24 protein-coding genes and 1 pseudogene are annotated in these 22,267 nt (G+C 35.3%); 2 read left to right on the top strand and 23 right to left on the bottom strand.

Going from position 1 to position 22,267, the window contains the following annotated elements:
• Positions 1–11 precede the first annotated feature (11 nt).
• From atpA to DOK76_RS04430, 12 genes are all read right to left on the bottom strand, one after another.
• Complete coding sequence (gene atpA, locus DOK76_RS04485) at positions 12–1,550, bottom strand: F0F1 ATP synthase subunit alpha (RefSeq protein ID WP_206965279.1); 1,539 nt, start codon at positions 1,548–1,550, stop codon at positions 12–14.
• Positions 1,551–1,581: 31 nt separating this feature from the next.
• Positions 1,582–2,121: an ATP synthase F1 subunit delta gene (atpH, locus tag DOK76_RS04480; RefSeq protein WP_206965278.1), complete on the bottom strand. Its 540-nt coding sequence runs from the start codon at positions 2,119–2,121 to the stop codon at positions 1,582–1,584.
• On the bottom strand, positions 2,114–2,596 hold the full coding sequence (gene atpF / locus DOK76_RS04475) for a F0F1 ATP synthase subunit B (RefSeq protein ID WP_206965277.1): 483 nt from the start codon (positions 2,594–2,596) through the stop codon (positions 2,114–2,116). Before atpF ends, atpH begins: the two co-directional genes overlap by 8 nt.
• 100 nt (positions 2,597–2,696) lie before the next feature.
• Positions 2,697–2,909 (bottom strand): ATP synthase F0 subunit C, encoded by a 213-nt coding sequence (atpE, locus tag DOK76_RS04470; RefSeq protein ID WP_206965276.1) that lies wholly within the window; start codon positions 2,907–2,909, stop codon positions 2,697–2,699.
• Between the two features lie 41 nt (positions 2,910–2,950).
• Positions 2,951–3,670, bottom strand: coding sequence for a F0F1 ATP synthase subunit A (gene atpB, locus DOK76_RS04465; RefSeq protein WP_206965275.1), 720 nt, complete (start codon positions 3,668–3,670; stop codon positions 2,951–2,953).
• Positions 3,671–3,930: 260 nt separating this feature from the next.
• Complete coding sequence (smpB, locus tag DOK76_RS04460; protein ID WP_206965274.1) at positions 3,931–4,401, bottom strand: SsrA-binding protein SmpB; 471 nt, start codon at positions 4,399–4,401, stop codon at positions 3,931–3,933.
• A gap of 8 nt (positions 4,402–4,409) precedes the next feature.
• On the bottom strand, positions 4,410–6,770 hold the full coding sequence (rnr, locus tag DOK76_RS04455) for a ribonuclease R (RefSeq protein ID WP_206965273.1): 2,361 nt from the start codon (positions 6,768–6,770) through the stop codon (positions 4,410–4,412).
• A 2-nt stretch (positions 6,771–6,772) separates the two neighbouring features.
• A complete protein-coding gene (locus DOK76_RS04450) occupies positions 6,773–7,522 on the bottom strand; it encodes an alpha/beta hydrolase (protein ID WP_206965272.1) in 750 nt (249 codons plus the stop codon).
• An 82-nt stretch (positions 7,523–7,604) separates the two neighbouring features.
• Complete coding sequence (gene secG, locus DOK76_RS04445; RefSeq protein WP_206965270.1) at positions 7,605–7,841, bottom strand: preprotein translocase subunit SecG; 237 nt, start codon at positions 7,839–7,841, stop codon at positions 7,605–7,607.
• Between the two features lie 109 nt (positions 7,842–7,950).
• Positions 7,951–8,133 (bottom strand): 2-hydroxymuconate tautomerase, encoded by a 183-nt coding sequence (gene thmT, locus DOK76_RS04440; protein WP_206965267.1) that lies wholly within the window; start codon positions 8,131–8,133, stop codon positions 7,951–7,953.
• 98 nt (positions 8,134–8,231) lie between these two features.
• The gene (locus tag DOK76_RS13295; RefSeq protein ID WP_206965265.1) at positions 8,232–9,215 is read right to left on the bottom strand and encodes a hypothetical protein; all 984 of its coding nucleotides are present in this window, start codon (positions 9,213–9,215) and stop codon (positions 8,232–8,234) included.
• Between the two features lie 172 nt (positions 9,216–9,387).
• A complete protein-coding gene (locus tag DOK76_RS04430) occupies positions 9,388–9,900 on the bottom strand; it encodes a GNAT family N-acetyltransferase (protein WP_206965263.1) in 513 nt (170 codons plus the stop codon).
• A 177-nt stretch (positions 9,901–10,077) separates the two neighbouring features.
• Between DOK76_RS04430 and DOK76_RS04425 the strand changes: the two genes are divergently transcribed.
• Positions 10,078–10,491 carry a MerR family transcriptional regulator gene (locus DOK76_RS04425; protein WP_206965262.1) on the top strand — a complete coding sequence of 138 codons (414 nt, stop codon included), beginning with the start codon at positions 10,078–10,080 and terminating at the stop codon, positions 10,489–10,491.
• On the top strand, positions 10,488–10,832 hold the full coding sequence (locus DOK76_RS04420) for a DUF4260 domain-containing protein (protein ID WP_206965260.1): 345 nt from the start codon (positions 10,488–10,490) through the stop codon (positions 10,830–10,832). Before DOK76_RS04425 ends, DOK76_RS04420 begins: the two co-directional genes overlap by 4 nt.
• A gap of 66 nt (positions 10,833–10,898) precedes the next feature.
• Here the strand turns inward: DOK76_RS04420 and DOK76_RS04415 are convergent, their stop codons facing one another.
• The 11 genes and pseudogenes from DOK76_RS04415 to DOK76_RS04360 all read right to left on the bottom strand — a co-directional run bounded on the left by DOK76_RS04415 (position 10,899) and on the right by DOK76_RS04360 (position 22,197).
• Entirely contained in the window at positions 10,899–11,525 is a 627-nt protein-coding gene (locus DOK76_RS04415) for a GyrI-like domain-containing protein (protein WP_206965258.1), read from the bottom strand.
• A gap of 4 nt (positions 11,526–11,529) precedes the next feature.
• Positions 11,530–11,928, bottom strand: coding sequence for a DUF3224 domain-containing protein (locus DOK76_RS04410; protein WP_206965257.1), 399 nt, complete (start codon positions 11,926–11,928; stop codon positions 11,530–11,532).
• 47 nt (positions 11,929–11,975) lie between these two features.
• Positions 11,976–12,881: pseudogene (locus DOK76_RS13420) on the bottom strand (helix-turn-helix transcriptional regulator).
• A gap of 14 nt (positions 12,882–12,895) precedes the next feature.
• Positions 12,896–13,324 (bottom strand): GNAT family N-acetyltransferase, encoded by a 429-nt coding sequence (locus DOK76_RS04395; protein WP_206965253.1) that lies wholly within the window; start codon positions 13,322–13,324, stop codon positions 12,896–12,898.
• Complete coding sequence (locus DOK76_RS04390; protein WP_206965252.1) at positions 13,324–14,313, bottom strand: LacI family DNA-binding transcriptional regulator; 990 nt, start codon at positions 14,311–14,313, stop codon at positions 13,324–13,326. The genes DOK76_RS04395 and DOK76_RS04390 overlap by 1 nt, the downstream gene beginning before the upstream one ends.
• 91 nt (positions 14,314–14,404) lie before the next feature.
• Positions 14,405–17,938: a pyruvate:ferredoxin (flavodoxin) oxidoreductase gene (gene nifJ / locus DOK76_RS04385; protein WP_206965251.1), complete on the bottom strand. Its 3,534-nt coding sequence runs from the start codon at positions 17,936–17,938 to the stop codon at positions 14,405–14,407.
• Positions 17,939–17,957: 19 nt separating this feature from the next.
• On the bottom strand, positions 17,958–18,407 hold the full coding sequence (locus tag DOK76_RS04380) for a flavodoxin (RefSeq protein WP_206965250.1): 450 nt from the start codon (positions 18,405–18,407) through the stop codon (positions 17,958–17,960).
• Between the two features lie 21 nt (positions 18,408–18,428).
• On the bottom strand, positions 18,429–18,782 hold the full coding sequence (locus tag DOK76_RS04375) for a DUF1667 domain-containing protein (RefSeq protein ID WP_206965249.1): 354 nt from the start codon (positions 18,780–18,782) through the stop codon (positions 18,429–18,431).
• Positions 18,783–18,784: 2 nt separating this feature from the next.
• Positions 18,785–20,038: an NAD(P)/FAD-dependent oxidoreductase gene (locus DOK76_RS04370; RefSeq protein WP_206965248.1), complete on the bottom strand. Its 1,254-nt coding sequence runs from the start codon at positions 20,036–20,038 to the stop codon at positions 18,785–18,787.
• Positions 20,026–21,483 (bottom strand): NAD(P)/FAD-dependent oxidoreductase, encoded by a 1,458-nt coding sequence (locus DOK76_RS04365; RefSeq protein ID WP_206965247.1) that lies wholly within the window; start codon positions 21,481–21,483, stop codon positions 20,026–20,028. The genes DOK76_RS04370 and DOK76_RS04365 overlap by 13 nt, the downstream gene beginning before the upstream one ends.
• Before the next feature lie 144 nt (positions 21,484–21,627).
• Positions 21,628–22,197: a glycerol-3-phosphate responsive antiterminator gene (locus tag DOK76_RS04360; RefSeq protein ID WP_206965245.1), complete on the bottom strand. Its 570-nt coding sequence runs from the start codon at positions 22,195–22,197 to the stop codon at positions 21,628–21,630.
• Between the last annotated feature and the right edge of the window lie 70 nt (positions 22,198–22,267).

The raw sequence follows: 22,267 nt of genomic DNA, 5'->3' as shown, positions 1-22,267 counted from the left end.
ATCACCACTTTCTAGGATTGTGTCAATTCGTCTGCAACAGAAAAACTACTTGAACTGAAGATACCTTTGTACTCGTCGATAACTTTTCTAAGATCTTCTTCATTTGGTAAGTTTTTAGTATTTCTGATTGTGTCAAAAATTGCAGGATAATTGTTACTGATGTACTCAAATAATTCTTTTTCAAATCGTAATAAATCACTTACTGGAATAGTATCTAGTAAGCCTTTAGTTAACGCGTAGATAATTACTACTTGTTTTTCAACACTTAAAGGTTCATGTACGTTTTGTTTTAGAATTTCTACAGTACGTTTACCACGGTTTAATTTAGCTTGAGTCGCCGCATCTAAATCAGAACCAAATTGAGTAAAGGCTTCTAATTCACGGAAACTTGCTAAGTCGGTACGTAAGGTACCAGCAACACTTTTCATCGCTTTAATTTGAGCTGATCCACCTACACGAGAAACAGAAAGTCCTGCGTTAATCGCAGGTCTAACACCTGAGTAGAATAGATCACTTTCTAAGAAGATTTGTCCATCTGTAATAGAAATAACGTTTGTTGGAATGTAGGCAGAAATATCTCCTGCTTGTGTTTCAACAAAAGGTAGTGCTGTCATAGATCCTCCACCAAGAGAATCATTTAACTTAGCAGCTCTTTCTAATAAACGTGAATGCAAGTAGAAAACATCCCCTGGGAATGCTTCACGGCCTGGAGGTCTTCTAAGTAATAATGATAACTCACGATAAGCAGCTGCTTGTTTTGATAAATCATCATAAACAACTAATACGTGTTTACCGTTATACATGAATTCCTCACCCATAGTTGCTCCAGCATAAGGTGCTAGATATAACAATGGAGCAGGTTGTGAGGCACTTGCTGAAACTACGATTGTGTAGTCCATTGCCCCATATCGTTTAAGTGTTTCCACTTGGTTTCTAACAGTTGATTCTTTTTGTCCAATTGCTACATAAATACAAATCATGTCTTCATTTTTTTGATTAATGATTGCATCAATAGCAACAGAAGTTTTACCTGTTTTACGGTCTCCAATGATTAACTCACGTTGACCACGACCAATAGGAACTAAGGCATCAATCGCTTTGATCCCTGTTTGTAATGGTTGATCAACTGATTTACGATCCATTACACCAGGTGCAACTGCCTCAATAGGTCTAAATTTTCTTGTTTTAATATCACCCATACCATCAATTGGTTGTCCCAATGAATTAACAACTCGCCCGATTAATGCTTCACCGACAGGAACTTCCATGATACGTCCAGTACGTTTCACTTTGTCTCCTTCACGGATTCCTTTGTATTTACCTAAAATGATAATACCTACACTATCAGACTCTAAGTTTTGTGCCATACCGAATACACCGTTATCAAATTCCAACAGTTCTCCAGACATAGCATTTTCTAAACCGTAAGCTCGTGCAATACCATCCCCAACATAAGAGACAGTACCGACCTCGTCAACTGTTAGAGACTCTTCGTATTTAGCAAGTTGTTGTTTTATGTGCGAACTAATTTCTTCCGCTTTAATACTCATGTATTTCACCTCTCACCTTGTCACTTAAGTATCATTTTAAAAGTGTTGAATGAATTTCTGCTAACTCACTTCTAACACTTTGATCAATGACACGATGTTCAGATTCGATAATCATTCCGCCCATAATTGCTGGGTTTAATTTTGGTCGAATAACAACTTTGTTTGCATGAAATTGTTTCGCTAAGCGACTTTCTAAATCATGTCTTTGATCCATATTAAGAGCAACGGCAGTCGTTACATCAACAACAACAATACCATATTGTTCATAATATAAATGTTCGAATTCATCAATAATTTCTAGCATTTCATCCATACGTCCATAGTCATAAACTGTATGAATAAATTTAGCAACTTCATCACTGAAGCTGTTTTCTAAATCTTTAATGATGCTTACTTTTTCATACACTGATAAACGGTCATCTGTTAGGATGTTCCCTAAATCAGGTACTTGATGATAAACTTCTCTTAACTGAAGCATTTCTTGATAAATCTCAGAAAGTGAGTTTAATTGGACTGCTTCAGAAAATAAAGCTTTACCATAAGTTTTTGCAACAGTATACTTTCTATTCATCTTCATCGACTCCTAGCTTTTCAATACTCGATTGAATTAACTCTTGATGAGTGCTCGCCGACAATTCCTTTTTAAGAATTTTAGAAGCAATTTCCACAGAGAGATTTGCTACTTCTTTTTTTGCTTCGTCAATCATTCGTTCACGTTCAATACGTAAGTCTTCTTGAGCTTGTTTCTTAATGCGAGTAGCATGCTCTTCAGCGTCAAGCAAGATAGCATGAGCGTTGTTCTCTGCTGTCTCTTTAGCTTGGGCGATAATCCCTTGCGCTTCAGTACGTGACTGTTTCAATTCCATTTCTCTTTGCTTGCCTAATTTTTCGGCGTCAAGTCTTGATTTTTCTGCATTATCAATATCAGAAGCGATTTTATTTTCACGCTCTTCCATCATATTTACAACAGGACCCCATGCAAATTTCTTCAATGCTAATAATAAAATTAGAAAAGAAACTGAAACAAAAAGGATTGTACTGAGCATACCTTGACCTGCATTAGCCACGACTAATTGTTGGATCATAAGTTTACTACACTTCCTTCCTTGGTCATTTTCAAAATGACTCTTATCTCATTTCTATTTATTACATGAAGACTAAAATTAAGGCGATAACCACACCTAAAATTGGAACGGCCTCGATTAAGGCTACCCCGATAAACATTGTTGCTCTTAATTGACCTGACATTTCTGGTTGGCGTGTCATTGACTCAAGAGTTTGAGCAATTACTTTACCATTACCAAATCCTGCTCCGATTGAAGCTCCGAAAACTGCGATAGCTGCTGCGATATATTGCATTACTATTTCCTCCTAATAATCTGTTGTTTAATATGTTATTTCTAATGCTCTGCTTCTATTTTGTGTGATAGATAAACCATCATTAAAGTCACAAAAATAAAGGCTTGTACTGCGCCAATAAATAACGAGAATGTTTGCCAAATTACTTCTAAAGGTAAAGCTAGCACAAATTTTGTTGGGCTGCTTGCTCCTAAATTAGCAATTAATGTTAACAAGATCTCACCTGCAAAAATATTTCCATACAAACGAAGCCCTAACGTTAAAACGTTTGTAAACTCTTCAATTATTTTAATTGGGAATAAAATTGCTGTTGGTTTAAGGAAACTATTAACAAAATAGCCCTTCACACCTTGTTTTTTTAATCCATAGTAATGACTCAAAATAATAGCGATTAATGCCAATGTCATCGTTACTAATGGATCGGCTGTTGGCGACTTCCATAGTGATATTTCGTCTGGGAAAATAACTACTTTAGTTACTAATCCTAGAATATTCGAAACAAGCACAAACATGAAGAATGTGAATCCTAATAAATGAAAATCATTCACTTCTTTCTTCGGAATGTTATCGGATACAATACCACGCACAAAGTCAACGATAAATTCTAAAACATTCTGTTTCCCTTTAGGCTTCATCTGTAAATTTCGACTACAGAAAAATACAATCGCGAACACGATTAGACATGTTAAGACTGTCATAATGCACACTGTTGCGTCAAATGTTATTCCTGCAACCTCAATCATCAGGGACTTTTCATCCACCTCTATTCACCCCTTTTCTTTTTAGAAAATGCTCTTCACAGGACCATCTTTACTATTTCCTGTTTTTTTATGATGATAGAACTTGAGAAGTCCAATCCAATCATTAGTTGGTATCTATGGAATATAGAACCCAACTAGGACTATAATAACACCAAATGATAAATAACACAAAGTAATTATGTGTTTTTTTAATGTATATTTTATGTGTTTAATGATAAACAAAAAAAAGGAGAAACAAAATTGTCTTCTCCTTGTTATAACTATCTTTGTCGTTCCTTTAAGGTACGATTTATTTCACGATTCATGTCTTTTTGTTTTAGGTCTTGGCGTTTATCATATTGCTTTTTACCCTTAGCTATGCCTACTAAGACTTTAGCGAAACCGTTTTTAATATAAATCTTTAAGGGAATTAGTGTAATCCCTGTATTTTTACTTTCTACTGTTAATTTTTCTATTTGTTTTTTGTGCATTAACAGCTTTCTAGTTCGAAGAGGATCGTGATTAAAAAGGTTACCTTGTTCATAAGGACTGATATGAACATTTACTAAAAAAGCTTCTCCATCTCTCACACGAACATATCCATCTTTTAAGTTGACTCGTCTATTTCGAATCGCTTTGATTTCAGTACCTTTTAACACCATACCTGCTTCAATTGTTTCAATAACAGCATAGTCATGTCTAGCTTTTCTATTCTGAGCTATCAGATTGCCGTCTTCTTTTTGTTTAGCCATTTATCCTATCACCTCTTTTTATTTCTGCCACCTTTACTACTTTTCTTTTTCGCTACACTTTTGTAAAAAGGTTGCTTCTTATTTTTCTTAGCTTTCTTTCCTCGTTCACTTCGATTATCAGACTCTGATTTACGACGAGGTTCATTTTTTCTAGGTTTGCCTCTTCCATTACTCTTTTGAGGAATCTCAATACGATCTGGAAGTGTTTCTGCAGATAGTAATTCAAAATCAATTTCTCTTGTTTCAGGATCCGCTTTTGTCACTTTGATTTTAACTTGTTGACCGATTCGATAAATCGTTCCAGTTCTCTCTCCTACAAGAGCTAAATGATTTTCCACAAAATGGAAATAGTCATTTTTCAATTGAGACACATGAATTAATCCTTCTATAGTATTAGGCAATTCTACGAACATACCAAACTTAGTAATAGATGTAATAATCCCATCAAATTCTTCATCTACTTTGTCTTGCATGAACTCTGCTTTCTTCATACTATCTGTTTCTCTTTCAGCCTGGACAGCTCGTCGTTCCATTTTTGAACTGTGATCAGAAATATCAGGTAATATCTCTTCCCATTTATTCTTTGTCTCATCACTAATAGGTTTAGACATATAAGATTTAATCAAACGATGAACGATTAAGTCTGGGTATCGACGAATCGGAGATGTAAAGTGAGTGTAATCTTCAGCTGCTAATCCGTAGTGACCTACTGGATTTTCTTCATAACGAGCTTGTTGCATACTTCTTAACAACATCATACTAACAACAGGTTGTTCTGGTTTTCCTGCAACCTGATCAAGTACTTTTTGCAATTCTTTTGGACTAACATCATCTTTCTTTCCATTAACTAGAATACCAAAATTAGTGACAAACTCAAAAAATCGTTGAACTTTTTCTTCTTTTGGATGTTCATGGATACGGTAGATAAATGGTAATTTTAAGTTCGTGTAATGTTTAGCAATGGTTTCATTGGCTGCTAACATGAATGACTCAATTAAACGTTCTGCTTCTTTTCTTTCTCTTAACTCAATCCCTAATGGATGCCCCTCATCGTCAACGATGATTTTAGCTTCACGGTCCTCAAAAGATATGGCACCACGTTGTGTCCTCATACGTTCTAAAATGCGATGTAACTCGCCCATCTCTTCAAAATAAGGAATCAAGTGTTTATATGTTTCTAAAGTTTCTGCATTAGATTTTTCCAAGATTTCATTAACCGCTGTATAAGTCATTCGGGCACTTGAATGGATAACCCCTTCAAAAATATCATGAGAGATGACTTGTCCTTCTGGATTAATTTCCATCTCACAAGACATCACCAAGCGATCTACTTGAGGATTTAAAGAACAAATCCCATTAGACAACTTTCTTGGCAACATTGGAATCACTCGGTCAGTAAGATACACACTGGTTGCTCGGTCGCTAGCTTCATTATCTAGAGCCGTAGTTTCTCTCACATAATGAGAAACATCTGCAATATAAACACCTAGTAAATAATTACCATTATCTAATTTTTTCACTCGAACAGCGTCATCTAAATCTTTAGCTTCTTCACCGTCAATTGTCACGATAATCTCGTCACGTAAATCAACTCGTCCAGCCAAATCTTTTTCTTCAACCACATCAGGAATCAACTCTGCTTCTTTTAATGTAGCTTCGTCAAATTCAACTGGAATACCATGTTGTAAACAAATAGATAGAATATCCATTCCTGGGTCATTTTTATGACCAATAATCTGTTTGACTAACCCTTCAAAACTATGAGTATGCTCATTATCTGGATAGTGAGTAATCTCAACTGATACCACACTACCATCTTCAGGTTTTAAGCCTTCATCAGCAATAAACACGCGGTATTGATTAAGTTTTTTATCTTTTGGTATCACCATACCGTATAGGCCACTTGTTTGAATATCACTTTCTGAATACAAATAAAAGATTCCTACAAGTTGTGTGGTTTTTCTTTCTTTAATTTCAACTACTTTACCTTCTGCTGCCTGACTTTCTAAAGGATTACCTGATTTTAATATTTCTATTACAACTTGGTCTCCTTCAATGGCAAAATTGGTAAAATCCTTAGGGATAAAGACATCGTCGTCTTCTCCTTCAATGGTTACAAAACCAAATCCACGCTCATTGGCTCTAAAAACACCTTCTAGTTGAGCATCTTGGTTGTTCACTTTAATTTTTCCTTTTGCATTAAAACTAATGCTACCTTCTCTCTCCATCTGAGCCACAGTTTGCACAAGTAATTTAAAATCTTTACTTTTTTGCAAATGTAGACCTTCAGCAATTTGTTCTAAAGAGAAAGTTTGTTTCTTACTTTCTTTCATAAACGTTAAAACTGTTTCTTTGATACTACTTGTCATTGTTATTCCTCATTCCACTCAATATGGCTTAAAAACGCAACAACATCTCCTTCAAACAATTTACGATCTTTACTAATCGTTATCACGTGAGTACTGTTTTTATACCAGTGAATCTCATGATACGTTTGGCTCAATTGTTTTCCTAATGCATAAACACTACTGCCATCAAACATTTCATCTTGCCCTGATTGAGCAATAAAAAGAGGCTTGTTGATATTAGGTGCATTGTTATAAGCAATAGTCGACAAACTAAATATTTGTTGAAGTTGAATTTTTAGCGGTTCTTTTACCTTATTTAATTTTTCATCTAATTCTTCTTGAGAGTTGGTTATTTTTTTATACATAAATTCACAGTACTTTAAAAAGTTAGGGTAAATTTGATTTGTTGATTCAGGGACTAAAGGAGAACTAAATGAGCCTCCGCCTACAAATCTTTCAGGATTTTCTCCTAACAAGGTAGTCGCAATCACACCACCCATAGATAAACCAAAAATTGCAATTTCTTTATAACCATCATCTTGTAATTTTTTCAACGCATTTTTAGCATCTTGTAACCAAATAGTTGGTGACATATGTAAAATATTCATCGGGTCTTCTGTTCCGTGACCTGAAAAAAGTGGCGCTAGTACTGTATAATTTTCTCTTTCTAACCTTCTTGCCAACATTCTGACATCATTTGGACTGCCTGTGTAAGCATGTAATAGTAAAACAGCCTTAGGGCCATTTTGTAAATAAATTTCTGTTGGTAACATTAAATCATTCCTTATCTTAAAAACTTGCCCTTATTGTACCAATAAAAAAGCCTCCTGTCAGAACAGGAGGTTGATTTTTTACTTATTTTGATGATAAAAAGGCTAAAGCTATTGCTACTGCAACCCAAGCCACACCTAAAACAGCTGTTGCTTTTTGCATGAATGCTTCAAATCCTCTTGCTTTTGCTTTTCCAAATAGTTCACTTGCTCCACCTGAAAAGGCGCTAGCCGCACTATTTTGTTTGCTTGGCTGCATCATAACAGCAATAATAATAAGTACTGATAAAATAAGCATAATGGTTAAAAGAAGTTGATACACACTACGTCCTCCTCATCTCTTCAAAACTAACTGACATCTTTATAATTTTATCATAAACATCTCTCATTTTCTAGCTATTCTAAGAATATTCATGAACACTTTTTAAAAATTATTGTAATTTCGTTTTACCACCAACAGCGTAGTTACCTTTTTCCATGTCTTGAATCACAATATGAACTGCTTCTTCTTTAGCACCTGTTGTTCTGACAATAGCGTCAGTAACTTCTCTCACTAAAGCATTCTTTTGTTCTTGAGTACGTCCTTCTAATAATTCAATGTGTACGATAGGCATATCTTCTCCACCTTTATATAGTAGTCTTTTTTTCAGTCTACTCTTTTTAAAGACGGATTGTCAATATTTGTTTTTTATTTGCCCCTAGCTTTTTACATCTATTGGTCAATTTTAGAAACTAGGACTGAAGGAATTGTGATTGTACCACCCATTGTTGATTTATAACTTAATAACCCTGAAGACACACCATAAACCGTAATATAATCATCTTCTAATACTCGAGATGAAACTGAAGAACTCTGATACTCAGCATATAAGACTGTGTCATAATTGCCATCGACCGCTAATCTAATCTGAGTAGAGTCATCACCTTCCATAACTTGAATCACTTTTCCAGAAAACTTAACTTTTTTTGCCAAATAATCATCTGGAGTTCTTGCTAGTTGATCATAAGTGATTCCCGTTTCAAAGCCTTTAGCTTCTTCTTCAGCTTTTCTTTTAGCTGCCTCGGCTTGTTTTTGTTCATCTTCCTTTTTCTTTTTATCAGCCACTTCTAATTGTTTAATTTTCTCTTCATACTCTGAAAAAATTGAACTATCAACTAATTCTTTTTGCTCTTTTGATAGTTTATCATAATGTTCTTTAACCTGTTGAAACTTACTTTTGTCATTTAAAGTCATACTCGCAACTGCAGGTAATTTGCTGATTTCTTCAGTTACCTTTTGTGAGATTTTCCCATCATTTTCTCTTTTTTTTCTGTCAGCTTCAGACAAACTCTCATAAGGAGCCATCTTTTCTTTATAATCTAAATACTCGACTTCTGTTTCTTCTAGTTTGTTTTTTTCCGCTTCTAATGTTTCTTTCTCTGATTTAAGAACAACATGTCTGTAATCTAAATCGTTGTACATTTTTTCGTATGAACTTGCTTCTGAAACATACATGATAAATAAGCTTAACCAAATAGTTCCAACAACTGTTGATATTATTTTCACTTCTTTACGAAAATTATTTGATTTCCACATTAAAACAATTCCAACAGGAAAGCAAAAAAGTAGCATCACTAGAGTAAAACTATTTGTTTTTACTACTTTCTTTAATTTATCCTTATCTAAACTTTTAAAAAATGCCTTTATATTTTCCAAAATATATCCCCCTAATAATTNNTTAAATAACACTAAAAATAATAACATGTGCATTATTTCGTTACATTAATTTTTAATTAATTTGCTTACTTTTAATCAGTTTTTATTATATACGTATATTTTTTACATAACTAAAAGGGGTATACTAATACATAACTCAATTATGTCACAGTTACGCTAATCCAAATTCTTTGGCATAACTCATTTCTCCCTTTAGAGAAGGCGCCACTGCACTAAGTTTTATCGCCATAAAATACTCTGAAGGAATACCACCAGGAGCACTGATACCTAAACTACTTGCAGGTACATAACCAAATTTAGGATAATAAAGGGCACTTCCTAATACAACTGAATATGCAAATCCCAACTCACTAGCAAGTCGGTGACCTTCTTCAATTAATTTAGTTCCCACTTGTTGTTTTTGATAACTTGGTTTGACTGAAAGAGGTGCTAAGGCAAGTACCTCTTCTTCCTTAACTTTAGCCTTTGTAAACATAATGTGCCCAACTATTTCGTCATCAATTTCTGCGACTAAACTTAGTTCTGGGATATAAGCATCACTATTTCTTAAAGCGTCTACTAACTCTTGTTCTGTCCCATCTGAATGTTCCGCTGTTGCAAATGCTTCTCTTATTAACTCATAAATGACTTTTTTATCAGTTGGTTTTTCTGATCTAATTCTCATAATATTCTCCTCATTTCTTATTGTTGTAACTAATATGGCATTAACGATTTATAAAATCAACTCATTAAAAATAGTCTCCTTTTGAGTGATTTCAGCTAATTATATTTTAAGTCAGCTTATCCCTTGACCTTATAGTAAACTTTAATGTTATTCTGATTAAAAGAAAGGGTGTTGAAAATGAAAATAAAAGAAATAGCTACTCTTACTAAACTGTCAAAGGAAACAATTCGATATTACGAAACACTTCATTTAATCAAACCTGAGAGAAATCAAAATGGATACAGAGAGTATAGTGAATCGGACTTAAATGATTTATTGTTTATCATTCATTTAAAAAAAATCAATTTTTCACTAGAAGACATTTCATTATTATTGAAGCTAAAAAAACAGGAAACTTCCTTATCTTGCAAAGAAGAAACCTTAAATTTTCTTCGTCATCATATAAAATCGATTAGAAGCGACTTAACTGTTTTAGAAAACTCTTTAACTATTTTTGAACAAATCGAATCTATTGTTAGCACCAGTGATGATAAGACAGATGAAGAAAAAATAATACCTTTATTAAAAAGATTTGAAGGAGTGATTTCATGAAACTCTTGTTAAAAGCTGAAGACTTAAGTATGTTGGTTGTTTGCTTATTCTGTTTTTTCTATGTCTTTAATTTTTCATTCACAACTTTGTTACTACTACTATTCATACCTGATTTATCAATGATTGGCTACTTGGTTAATACTAACATTGGTTCCAAAGTGTATAATCTGATCCATCACTTATTTTTACCACTCTTAATGTTTATAATATCCTTTCTAATCAATAATGAAACCATACGCATGGTAAGTCTCATCTGGTTGATTCATATTTTTATGGATCGTTCACTCGGATTTGGTTTAAAATACCCAGATAGTTTTAAGCACACCCATTTATCTAATTAAGTTTCATTACAAGAGATACTCTAAAACAAAAGAGACATTTTAAATGAATAAAATGTCTCTTTTAGCTTATTTTTCTTTCAGTTTATACCTCAAGACAGTTTTTCTTTTCTCAGCCACTACTTTTCTTGGGTCAGACAAATAGATTTCACGATGAACAAATCTGTCCATCAACCAATCTTTTTCGTATGGTGTATCTGCTAAAAAAGCATTCATCTTTTCAAACGTTTCAACTTCTGTATCAAAGCTACCTTGATGTATCGTTTGTAAAGATAAACCATCTTCATAACTCTCAAATTTAATCAAGTTAATGTCACTGTTTTTCTTCTTGTCAAAAACTTCTTTTTTAATCTCTTCGACAATTTCTTTAGTCACACCATCAGGTTGTCGAATCATCACGCAATAAACTAGAGACTCTTTATTTAAAGCTTCATCTTTTGAGCCATCTTCCGTCGTCCAGATTCCCTCCAAAGGATAAACAGTATATTCAAAAGCCTCACCAAATCGTCCTTTTTTCATACCCATTCTAATACCATAAGAAACACTATAGAGAGCTTCAATCTTTTTAGCAAAGGCATCACTATTAGGATTTCCTGCTCCTTCAATGAGTAAAAAAAGTTGTTTTGGGATACTTATCATCTCTATCTTTTTAGGTAGATAAAGCTCCTTTTCCTGTTTTCGCCATTCATGCTTCATCTAGTTAATCCCCCATCTTTAGATTGATGGTCATTTCCATGTTGCTTCCTACGGGGCGATAAGAACCACTTCCTTCAATAGTCTTAAAATCACCTGTCCCACTGCCAGCAATAATCTCTATTGATGTATCAAAACTAGACTCTAAGTACAGACCACGGTCATAGTAACTAAAACTACCCTTTTGTCCATCAATCTCCCCTGTGAAAATACCAAACCCTTCAAATCGACTGGTAGATTGATGAACGTCCGCTTTATTGTAATCAAAATAATACATACTGTAATCAACTTGAATACTACCTTTCAAGTCTCCTTCTATTGAATACGTTGCTTGTGCATGAGCTAGTTGACCCTCTACAACCCATTCTTCTTGCCAGCTCTCTACTTTAAATTGACTTGTTTTCATCTCTGCTATCTCCTCTCCTATATATTTATCCTAACAAACGAAATTGACTACATTATGTCATATTTAGCCAAAATTTGTTTTGCCTCATTCATTATGTCTATTTTTAGCCATTCTGGTGACATCACTCTGACACTTCCACCAAAGCTAAGCAACATCTCAACTAACCACGAATCTTTAGGACATTTTTTATTAACTAATAATACGTCATCTAACTCAATAATATCCTTAACCTGAAAAGTATCATAGACTTTAACTCTTGCTTTTTTATCAAACTCTAGAGACACCTCAGTCATCTCAACTTTAATTTCAAGTCCAGAATAAAATGAATCAAGGGTTGTTTTAGTCATCTGCTGATGCGTATTGGGATCAAAGGTATTTGTTAGTAACACTACCTGTCTCATTCGACTTATTCGAAATAAACGATAGTCTTGCCTCATTAAACAATACGCATAGACGTACCACACTTAAGATTTATAAACGAGGTTAATTGGCTGCACTTCTCTAAAAGTTGTTTCACCTTTATAGGACACATACTCGAAAGTGATTGTTTTATTTTCTTCAATGCCTTGCTCAATTTTTTCTAGCATCACTTGACTTGTCTTCCACAAGGTAAAATCAAACAAGTAGGGTGTTGCTTTTTTCGATGCATCGACTAAATAACTCATTTTTTGATTTAGTTCTTCGAAATCTGGATGAGAGACACTCTTCGTTAAACCGTGACTCACCTCATAAATAAACTGTTTTTCTGCATCTGAAAAAAACAAATTCGTTAGTTTATAATCTTCATCTAAATAAAATCCGCCATTTATTCCCTTCTTAGAATAAATAGGTATCCCCGCCAAACTTAACGTATCAATATCACGGTAAATAGTCCTTGTAGTTACTTGAAACCTCTCGGCTAATTCGCTAGCTGTGACACTTTTTTTAGCTAGCAACGTGACAATAATCGACATTAACCGTTCAATTTTCATGACTTTTCCTCTGTTAATTCTTTCAGTAAGTAATACTTAGTCGTTCCTTCATAAGGGCAATCTTTGATTTCACCAAAGATATGAAAACCTAACTTTTGATAAAAGGACAAACCTTGAAAATCCTGAGTATTAACTGTCACATGGCGACAGTTGTTATTTCTAGCTTCTTGTTCCATTCTTTTTATTAACGTCTCACCATATCCTTTATGTCTATGTTGAGGACTTACTCCCAACAGAGATATATGGAGTCTGTTACCTGTTTTCTTTGCGACAACTCCTCCAGCATACTCATGGTTAATAGTTAAGCAAAATGAAACCATGTCGCTTTTTTCTGATTTATGTCCTGTTCTCTCTATTTGGTGTTGTTCGAGTATTTGATGCAACATTGCTTGATTTTCACTTAACCCTATTTCCTTAACAATCATCACTCTTCTCCTTCATTAAAAATCATATTGAAATAAGTATCTGGTTGTTTTTTTAAAGGCTCTGCAATAGCCGTGATGATTTTAGTTGCTATTAAATCACCAAAATCTCCAAAGGGAAGGTGCAACGTTTTTACTTTTGGTCTAATGTGTTTAAGTATTTCAACACCATCAAAACCGATAATATCAATATCTTGATTTACTACTTTTCCAGCATCATAAATGGCTTGATAACAACCTAAAGCCAAATTATCGTCACAACAAAAAATTGCCGTTAGCTTCTCTTGTTGCAATAATTTTTGGGTACCTTCATAGCCTTTTTCAATTGTAAATTCTGTTTTCACTACATATTGTTTATTTAAAGATAGACCATTAGCTGCTAAGGCGTCGTAATAAGCATCAGCTCTTTCTGGAAAAGCATGTTGTTTGTCATTAGCAGTGATTAAGCCGATATGGCTATGCCCTTTTTTAATGAGCCAATTAATAGCCCTAACGGCTGTGTCGTATTCGTTAAAGAATATCTTCCCATAATAATTATCATTAATTCCTGCATCGATAAAGACAACTGGAATACCGTGATAACGATTATTCGTAATCTTTTCTGATAACTTACTCGATGTAAACATGAGAATCGCTTCTGCAGACAATTGACGATACCTTTCAAGTAAAGCCAACTCTTCTTCTAAACTACTTGAAGATTCACAGGTCATTAGGTTGTACCCTTCTTCATTTAAAGGTTTTCTAATCAAGTTAATCAAGGTAGAAGCAAAAACTTCTGTTATATCCGGAACAATAACACCGATTAATCGGGATTTATTTTTTATGATATTAGAGGCAAAATAATTAGGTGAATAGTTATGCTCTTCCACTATCTTTAATACTTTTTCTCTAATCTCTTCACTAAAGCGCTGTCCTTTGTCATTTAAAATATGAGATACAGTTGTCGTTGAAACACCAGCTAAACTAGCGATTTCTCTAATGGTTAATTTCATTGATTTATCCTCATTTTCTTCTTATTACCCCCATTATAACAAAAGAAGCTTAGACATAAATAAGCAAATTCATGTCTAAGCCTCAAAGTGTTTATTTCTTATTTAATTGAGATAGTCGTTCATAGTTCTCTCTACGATCTATCACATCTTCTTTTGTATTATCATACATCTCTTCTACTTTTCCCTCGTCTTTAAATACATTAATTAATGATGAAAAACGAGTTTGTGTCTCTAAAAATTCTGGTATTTTATCTGTATCAGCCTTTTTATAGTCCACTCGCATTGGGTCTTTGCCTTTTTCTGCTAAACGTGGATCGTAGCGATATAACTGCCAGTAACCTGACTCTACAGCTTCTTGGGCATTTAATAACGCATGGCTCATGCCACCCTTAATCCCATGATTAATACAAGGTGTATAACCAATAATAAGAGATGGACCAGGGTAACTTTCAGCCTCTGTGATGGCTTTAATCGCTTGATTTGGATGGGCATTGATCGAAATTTGAGCTACATAAACATTGCCATAAGTAGCAGCCATCATACCTAAATCTTTCTTAGTCGTCTTTTTACCTGAAGCTGCAAATTTAGCCACAGCAGATTGAGACGTCGCTTTAGACATTTGACCACCAGTGTTAGCGTACAACTCATTATCCATCACCAAGATATTGATGTCTTCTCCTGAAGCAAGGACATGATCGATTCCACCAAAACCAATATCATATGCCCAGCCGTCTCCACCAATCATCCATTGACTTGGTTTGACAAACATATGGCTATCAGTTGCCAACTCATTAAATACATCTGACTTTTCTTGTGTTATCGCTTCTAATAAACGAGTTGCCCGTTGGCGTGTTCCTTGACCTTCTTCTTTTTTAGCAAGCCACTCTTCCATAAGTTTTCTTGTTTCAGGACTGCCTTCTTGACTAGCAACAAGCTTTTCAATTTTGTCTGCCACACGATTGCGTTTGACTTGGTTCGCCACATACATCCCAAAACCAAATTCCGCGTTGTCTTCAAATAGGGAATTACTCCAAGCTGGACCTTGACCGAATTGATTAGTTGTGTACGGTGTCGTTGGCGCAGATGCTCCCCAGATAGAAGAACAACCAGTTGTATTGGCTACCATCATTCGATCACCAAACAATTGCGTTAATAATTTAACATAAGGCGTTTCGCCACAACCAGAACAAGCTCCTGAGAATTCTAGTAAAGGTTGTTCAAATTGAGAACCTTTCACTGATTCCTTTTTGACTGGATTTTCTTTGTGTTTTAAAGTCATTGAAAAGGCCCAGTTAATTGCTTCTGCTTGTTGCTCTTCAAAAGGTCGCATAATTAGTGCTTTTTCTTTTGCCGGACAAGCTTCCACACATAAACCACATCCTGTACAGTCTTCAACCGACACTTGTATCCGGTAATTCAATCCATCTTTCCCTTTGAAATCACGAGTGATGTACCCAGCAGGCGCTTCACTCATCTCTTCTTCACTAGCTAAGAAAGGACGGATAGCCGCATGAGGACACACAAAGGCACATTCATTACACATGGTACACGCTTCAGGAATCCACTCAGGAACTTCAAGAGCAATGCCTCGTTTTTCATAGGCAGCTGTTCCAAGTGGCATATTTCCTCCCAACATACCGTTATCAATTAGTGTTTTAACAGACAAACTGTTACCTTCTTGTCGCTCAATCGGTTCTACAATATTTTTAACATAAGCAGGAACCTCTGTTGTTTCTTTTTTCTCTGTTACTTCAATGCTTGCCCAATCACTTGGGACGCCTACTTTTACTAAAGCATCAAATGTTTTATCAATAACTCGCCAATTTCTTTCTACAACTTCTGATGATTTTTTCCCATAAGTCGCTTTTATTTCTTCTTTCAGTAATGGCAAGTACTCTTCTCGTGGCATCAAGCCAGTTAATTCGAAAAAGGCAGTAGACATCACTGTATTAATTCGTCGACCTAACCCCTCTTCTTGAGCAATATCCATGGCATTAATAATATAAAACTGAATATCATTTTCTCCAATGTATTGTTTCAAATGCTTAGGTAAAAGTTTTAACACTTTCTCCTCACTCCAAACCGTATTGAGTAAGAAAGTTCCTCCTTTTTTCAATCCCTTAATCAAGTCATACTTGTGAATATAAGCCGCATTATGACAACCAACAAAATCTGGATGTTCCACTAAGTAAATCGAATTAATCGGCTCCTCACCAAATCTTAAGTGAGAGACTGTTAGACCTCCTGATTTTTTAGAATCATAAGAGAAATAAGCTTGAGCATACTGGTCGGTATGATCCCCAATAATTTTAATGGCTTGTTTATTGGCACCAACTGTCCCATCTGAGCCAAATCCCCAGAACTTACCTTGGAAGGTACTTTTTGGTGTTAAATCAAGAACAGGAGTCATAGGTAGTGACAAGTGAGTCAAATCATCTTCAATCCCAATGGTAAATCGACGTTTCATCTCTGATTTATCTACAAGTAAGTGATCAAAAACAGAGACAATTTGATTCGGTGTGACATCTTTTGAGCCAATACCATACCTACCACCTATAATAAGCGGATGATTAGAGTGTTCATACAACGCACTTTGAACATCTAAAAACAGAGGTTCTCCGTCTGAGCCAGGCTCTTTTGTTCGGTCTAAAACAGCTACTTTTTCAACTGTTTTAGGTAATTTTTCTAACAAGTTTTCTGTAGGAAATGGTCGGTATAGATGAATCGCAATGTGTCCCACTTTTCGCCCTTGTCCATTTAAATAATCTACAGTTTGACGAATTGTTGGTGTCGCTGATCCCATAGAAATAATAACTTCTGTTGCTTCTTCATGACCATAGTAAGTCGTCAAATCGTAGTCAGTTCCTCTTATAGCATTAATTTCTTTCATGTATTTTTGTACAATTTTTGGTAACTCTATATAATGTTGATTCACGGTTTCTCTTGATTGGAAATAAATATCTGGGTTTTGAGCCGTTCCTGATACAGTAGGTGTATTCGGATTAAGGCCGCGTTTTCTAAAAGCCTCTAATTGGTCATAGTCGACTAAACCTTTCAAATCGTCGTAATCAATCACTTCAATTTTTTGTAACTCGTGACTTGTTCTAAAACCATCAAAAAAGTTTAAAAATGGCAAACTACTTTCAATACTAGCCAAATGAGCCACACCGGATAAATCCATGACTTCCTGAACGCTTCCTTCACATAACATGGCAAATCCAGTTTGTCTTGTTGCCATAACATCTGAATGATCACCAAAGATACTTAAAGCATTTGTAGCAATCGCTCTAGCAGTCACATGAAAAACAGTCGGAAGTAACTCCCCAGCAATTTTATACATATTAGGAATCATTAACAACAACCCTTGAGAAGCTGTGTAAGTTGAGGTTAGAACGCCTGTTTTGAGTGAGCCGTGAACAGTCCCAGCTGCTCCAGCTTCTGATTGCATTTCAACTACTTTCACTGGTTCACCAAATATATTCTTAGTTTTTTTAGATGACCAATCATCAACAAGCTCTGCCATTGTTGAACTAGGTGTAATTGGGTATATGGCAGCTACTTCTGTAAAAGCATAAGAAACGTAAGCGGCAGCTGTGTTGCCATCCATGGTTTTTGTTTTTTTCATTTGTCTCTCCCTCTTTTTCCTAAGATAGTTTTGCCACAACCTCTTTGGCTAATTCGTTGATACGAGTCACATCGTCGCTATCTGCATCGTTTTCAATTTTTAGGGTGTCATATGCTTTAGTAGCACCTGTTTCACTCATAGCTTTTTCAAATGAAATAGCTGCATGACAGAAATAATCTGGATAAAGTTCACTGTCACCACTACCAACTACTGCAAATAACTTACCACTTAAATCTTCATCAACAATGTCTTCATAGAAATCTTCAAAATCAAATGGAATCTCTCCGTCTCCATCAGTGAATGTAGCGATAATAGCGATATCTGCATCTTCAAAATAATCGCTATCAACATCCCCTGCTTCTTCTCTTTCAACTGATACATCTAATTCTTCAAACGCTTCCTCTAAATATTCAGAAATACCTTCTGTGTTTCCTGTATTTGATGCGTATACGATTTTTACTAATGTCATGTTTGTTTCCTCCTAGTTAAGTTAAATTCTAATCATTTCTTTACAAGCAATGACGTCAACGCCTGTATCTAACACATTTTCAATAATTAAGTCCCCAGCAGCAACAGGAGCTTCTAACACCACATGGTTGATTTCTTTCATAATCTCAAACATTTTCCCTTTTGGAATAGTATCACTTGTTTTTACTGGTATCCTTGGAAGTTGTCCATGGTTGATCTTACAAGTTGATGTAATGGTTCTGACTGGATTAATCAATTCTTGTTTCCCGTAAACCTCGCCTTTTTTACAATGATTGCCTGTGACACGGTATTCATTTTGTTCATCAACATGTAAATGGCATCCTTTAGGGCATACAATACAAATTAGTTCTGCCATCTCTATCCCTCCTTGATTGAAATTTCTAAATCTGAAATAGACTCATCATCAATAAATTTTTTTCTTAATTTCAATGATTCCATCTCGCCTGGCGCCAAATCTTTCTTCTTGAATGTTGTGATAACTTCACCGTGATGGCTAATAATAACTTCACACGACTCCATTACTTTATTCACTCTAAAATAAACATCTACTCGTTTATCCACATGATTTCTTCTAATTTTTTGTGGGAGAACATATGTCACACCCTCGCCATTTGTAAGATTAATTGCTTCTTCTAAGGAATGATTAAGCTCCTTCACAAAATCTGCCGCCGCACTTCCAGCTATCGCACTTTCAGCACTCACGTTATCTACTAAATCATGAACGTGTAACACATTCCCACAAGCAAAAATACCAGGAATCGATGTTTCTCTATTTTCAAAAACAAGAGCTCCTTTAGTTTTTTTGTCCATCTCAACACCCATTTTTCTAGATAGCTCGTTTTCTGGAATCAAACCAACTGATAACAATAGGGTGTCGCATTCAATCACTTCTTCTGTTCCAGGAATTACGTTGCGATTTGCGTCAATCTGAGCCATAGTAATCGACTCTAAGCGCTCATTTCCTTTAATATCTATAATGCTATGTGAGAGGTAAAGAGGAATATCAAAGTCGTGTAAGCACTGAACGATGTTTCGATTAAGTCCACCAGAGTAGGGCATAACTTCAATACAAGCCAATACTTCTGCTCCTTCTAAAGTCATTCGTCTAGCCATCACTAAACCAATATCTCCTGAGCCTAAAATAACTACTTTCTTTCCAACCATGTAACCTTCCATGTTCACGTATCGCTGAGCTGCTCCTGCTGTCATAATGCCTGCTGGTCTTGCTCCAGGTAATTGAATAGCTCCTCTTGTTCTCTCACGACAACCCATAGCTAGAATAATAGCTTTTGCTTCTAGTATTTGATAACCTTGCGTTTTATTCATCACATGAACTTGTTTGTCTTCTGTCACTTCTAAACAGATCGTATCTAACATAATCTCAATAGGTGTTTCTTGTACTTTTTCAATAAACTTACCAGCGTACTCTGGTCCAGTTAACTCCTCTTTAAAATAATGAAGACCAAATCCGTTGTGAATACATTGATTTAAAATACCACCTAATTCAACGTCACGTTCGACAATCAAAACCTTTTTAAGGCCGTTCTCGTAAGCACTTAAGGCTGCTGCTAATCCTGCTGGACCACCACCAATGACTATTACATTGTACATGACTCTTCCTCCTTTGATTCACTCACTAAGATATGACTATTGAATCGATCTAAATCCACTTCTAAAGGTGATAGGTTAAGCTCATCTGCTATGATTTCAACGACTCTCGGTCCACAGAAACCACCCTGACAGCGTCCCATACCAGCAATGGTTCTTCTTTTCACGCCATCGACTGATTGAGCAGGTAAGGTTTGATGAAGGGATTCTCTAATATCTGCTTCTGTGATATTCTCACAGCGACAAATAATGCGACCATAGTCTGGATTTTTTTTGATTAAAGCTTGTTTTTCTTCAATAGATGCTTGATTGAAATGAACACGAACTCTAGAATCCACATAGCTTTCTTTTTCCTCTAGAACAAGTCCTTTTTCTACCATTAAATCCATTAAGTAAAGAGAATTAGCTGGTGCTGCTGTTAAGCCTGGAGACTTAATACCTGCCATGTCGAAAAATCCTGGTATTACTTCTTCAATAATAAAATCGGAGCGGTCTGTATTAGCTCTCACACCAGAAAAATTACGAATGGAATTACCTAAATTAATAGAAGGAATGCTTTTTCTTGCTCCTTTAGCAACATCTTTTAAACCAAGAGCAGTATTGGCTGTATCTTGCCCCGTATTGACTAACTCATCTGGGATATTTTCTGCATTTGGTCCTACAATAATATTTCCATGTGTTGTTGGTGCCACTAGAATGCCTTTCCCTACTTTTGTTGGGCATTGAAAAACAATGTGAGATACCGTATCTGTTTCTTCTAAATCCAATAAATAATACTCACCTCGACAAGGAATCGTTTGAAACGTTGGAGGTGCAACCATTTCGTGAATCTCACCTGCATGGACACCTGCAGCATTAATAACGTATTTGGACTGATATAAAGTATCTTGTGTGTTGATTTCAAAATAATCCGCCACCGGAGTAATGTTAGTTACTTCTTGATTAAAGAAAAAGTCCACACCATTTTGAATCGCCACCTCAGCCATAGCAATCGTATATTCCCAAGGATTCACCACAGCCGCACTTGGCGCATATAAAGCACCGTAAATATCCTTGTTCAAGTTAGGTTCTTTTGCAAGGGTTTCTTCTTTTGATAAGAGAGCCAAATCAGGGGCACCATTTTGATTACCACGATCATACAAATCACGAATAGTTTCTAAATCCTCTTCTGAAAAAGCAACTACTAAAGAACCTAATTGTCTTCTTGGAACATCTAACTTTCGACAGATTTCTTTAGCTAGCTTAGCTCCTTCCACATTTAATTTTGCATTGAGTGAACCAGGTTTTGGGTCATACCCAGCATGTAAAATGGCACTATTTGCTTTAGTTGTTTTAACTGCCACGTCATTTTCAGCTTCTAGCAAACAAACCTTCACCTGATATTTACTAAGTTCATACGCTAAGGAAGAACCACTGATACCGCCGCCAATTATCGTTATATCGTACATTTTTCCACCCTCCAATTAATATAAAAAGAGCACACAAAACCAACCCTCACGTTAGTGAAGATTCGTTCTGTGCGCTCTTTTCTCTAGCTGTTTATTTTATTACTTATATTATAGAATAATTCACAAAGTTTTTCAATCTGTTTTTTAGAATTCCCATACTTTTTTATTTGTTGATGAAATAGCAATTGCCCCATGCTTCAAGGCATTAATCACATCTTCTTTATCTGTTATTAAGCCACTCACAATTAAAGGTCGTTTGATTTGTTCATTGACTGACTTAATAATTTTACCACTAGCATTGGGCAAAATTTCAATGAAATCAGGAAACTTAGGATTTTGAGCTTTCTTTAAAGAATTAAAGGCAAGGGAATCTACCATAAAAATACGATAAACAGTCATAAAACCTAAGGCTTGAGCTCTTACCAGTTGAGGCCATTTTGTCGAAATAATCCCTGAAAAAGAAGTATTCTCTTTCAAATAACGCAAACCAACTTCATCATCAGATAAACCTTTGACAAGTCCCATATGAACAAAGCCAACTTTTCCACTCTGTTCAATTTTTTTTGACACTTCCTTAATCGTTAGTAAGGAAGACTGAAGTACAAAAATAACTTCTACATCTGATTCAAGGACCGCCTCTAAGTCTTTTTCATCTTTGATTGCTGCAATAATTGGGTTATTACTTAACTTATCGTATATATTAACCTCTCTCACTGACATCCCTCTTTTCTACTATTAATTATATAACAACTTTAGTAAAAAAACAGATTATCCTAAAAAAGAA

Source organism: Candidatus Vagococcus giribetii (genome assembly GCF_017316185.1).
GTDB lineage: Bacteria > Bacillota > Bacilli > Lactobacillales > Vagococcaceae > Vagococcus > Vagococcus giribetii.
This window is presented reverse-complemented; position numbering and strand designations above follow the sequence as displayed.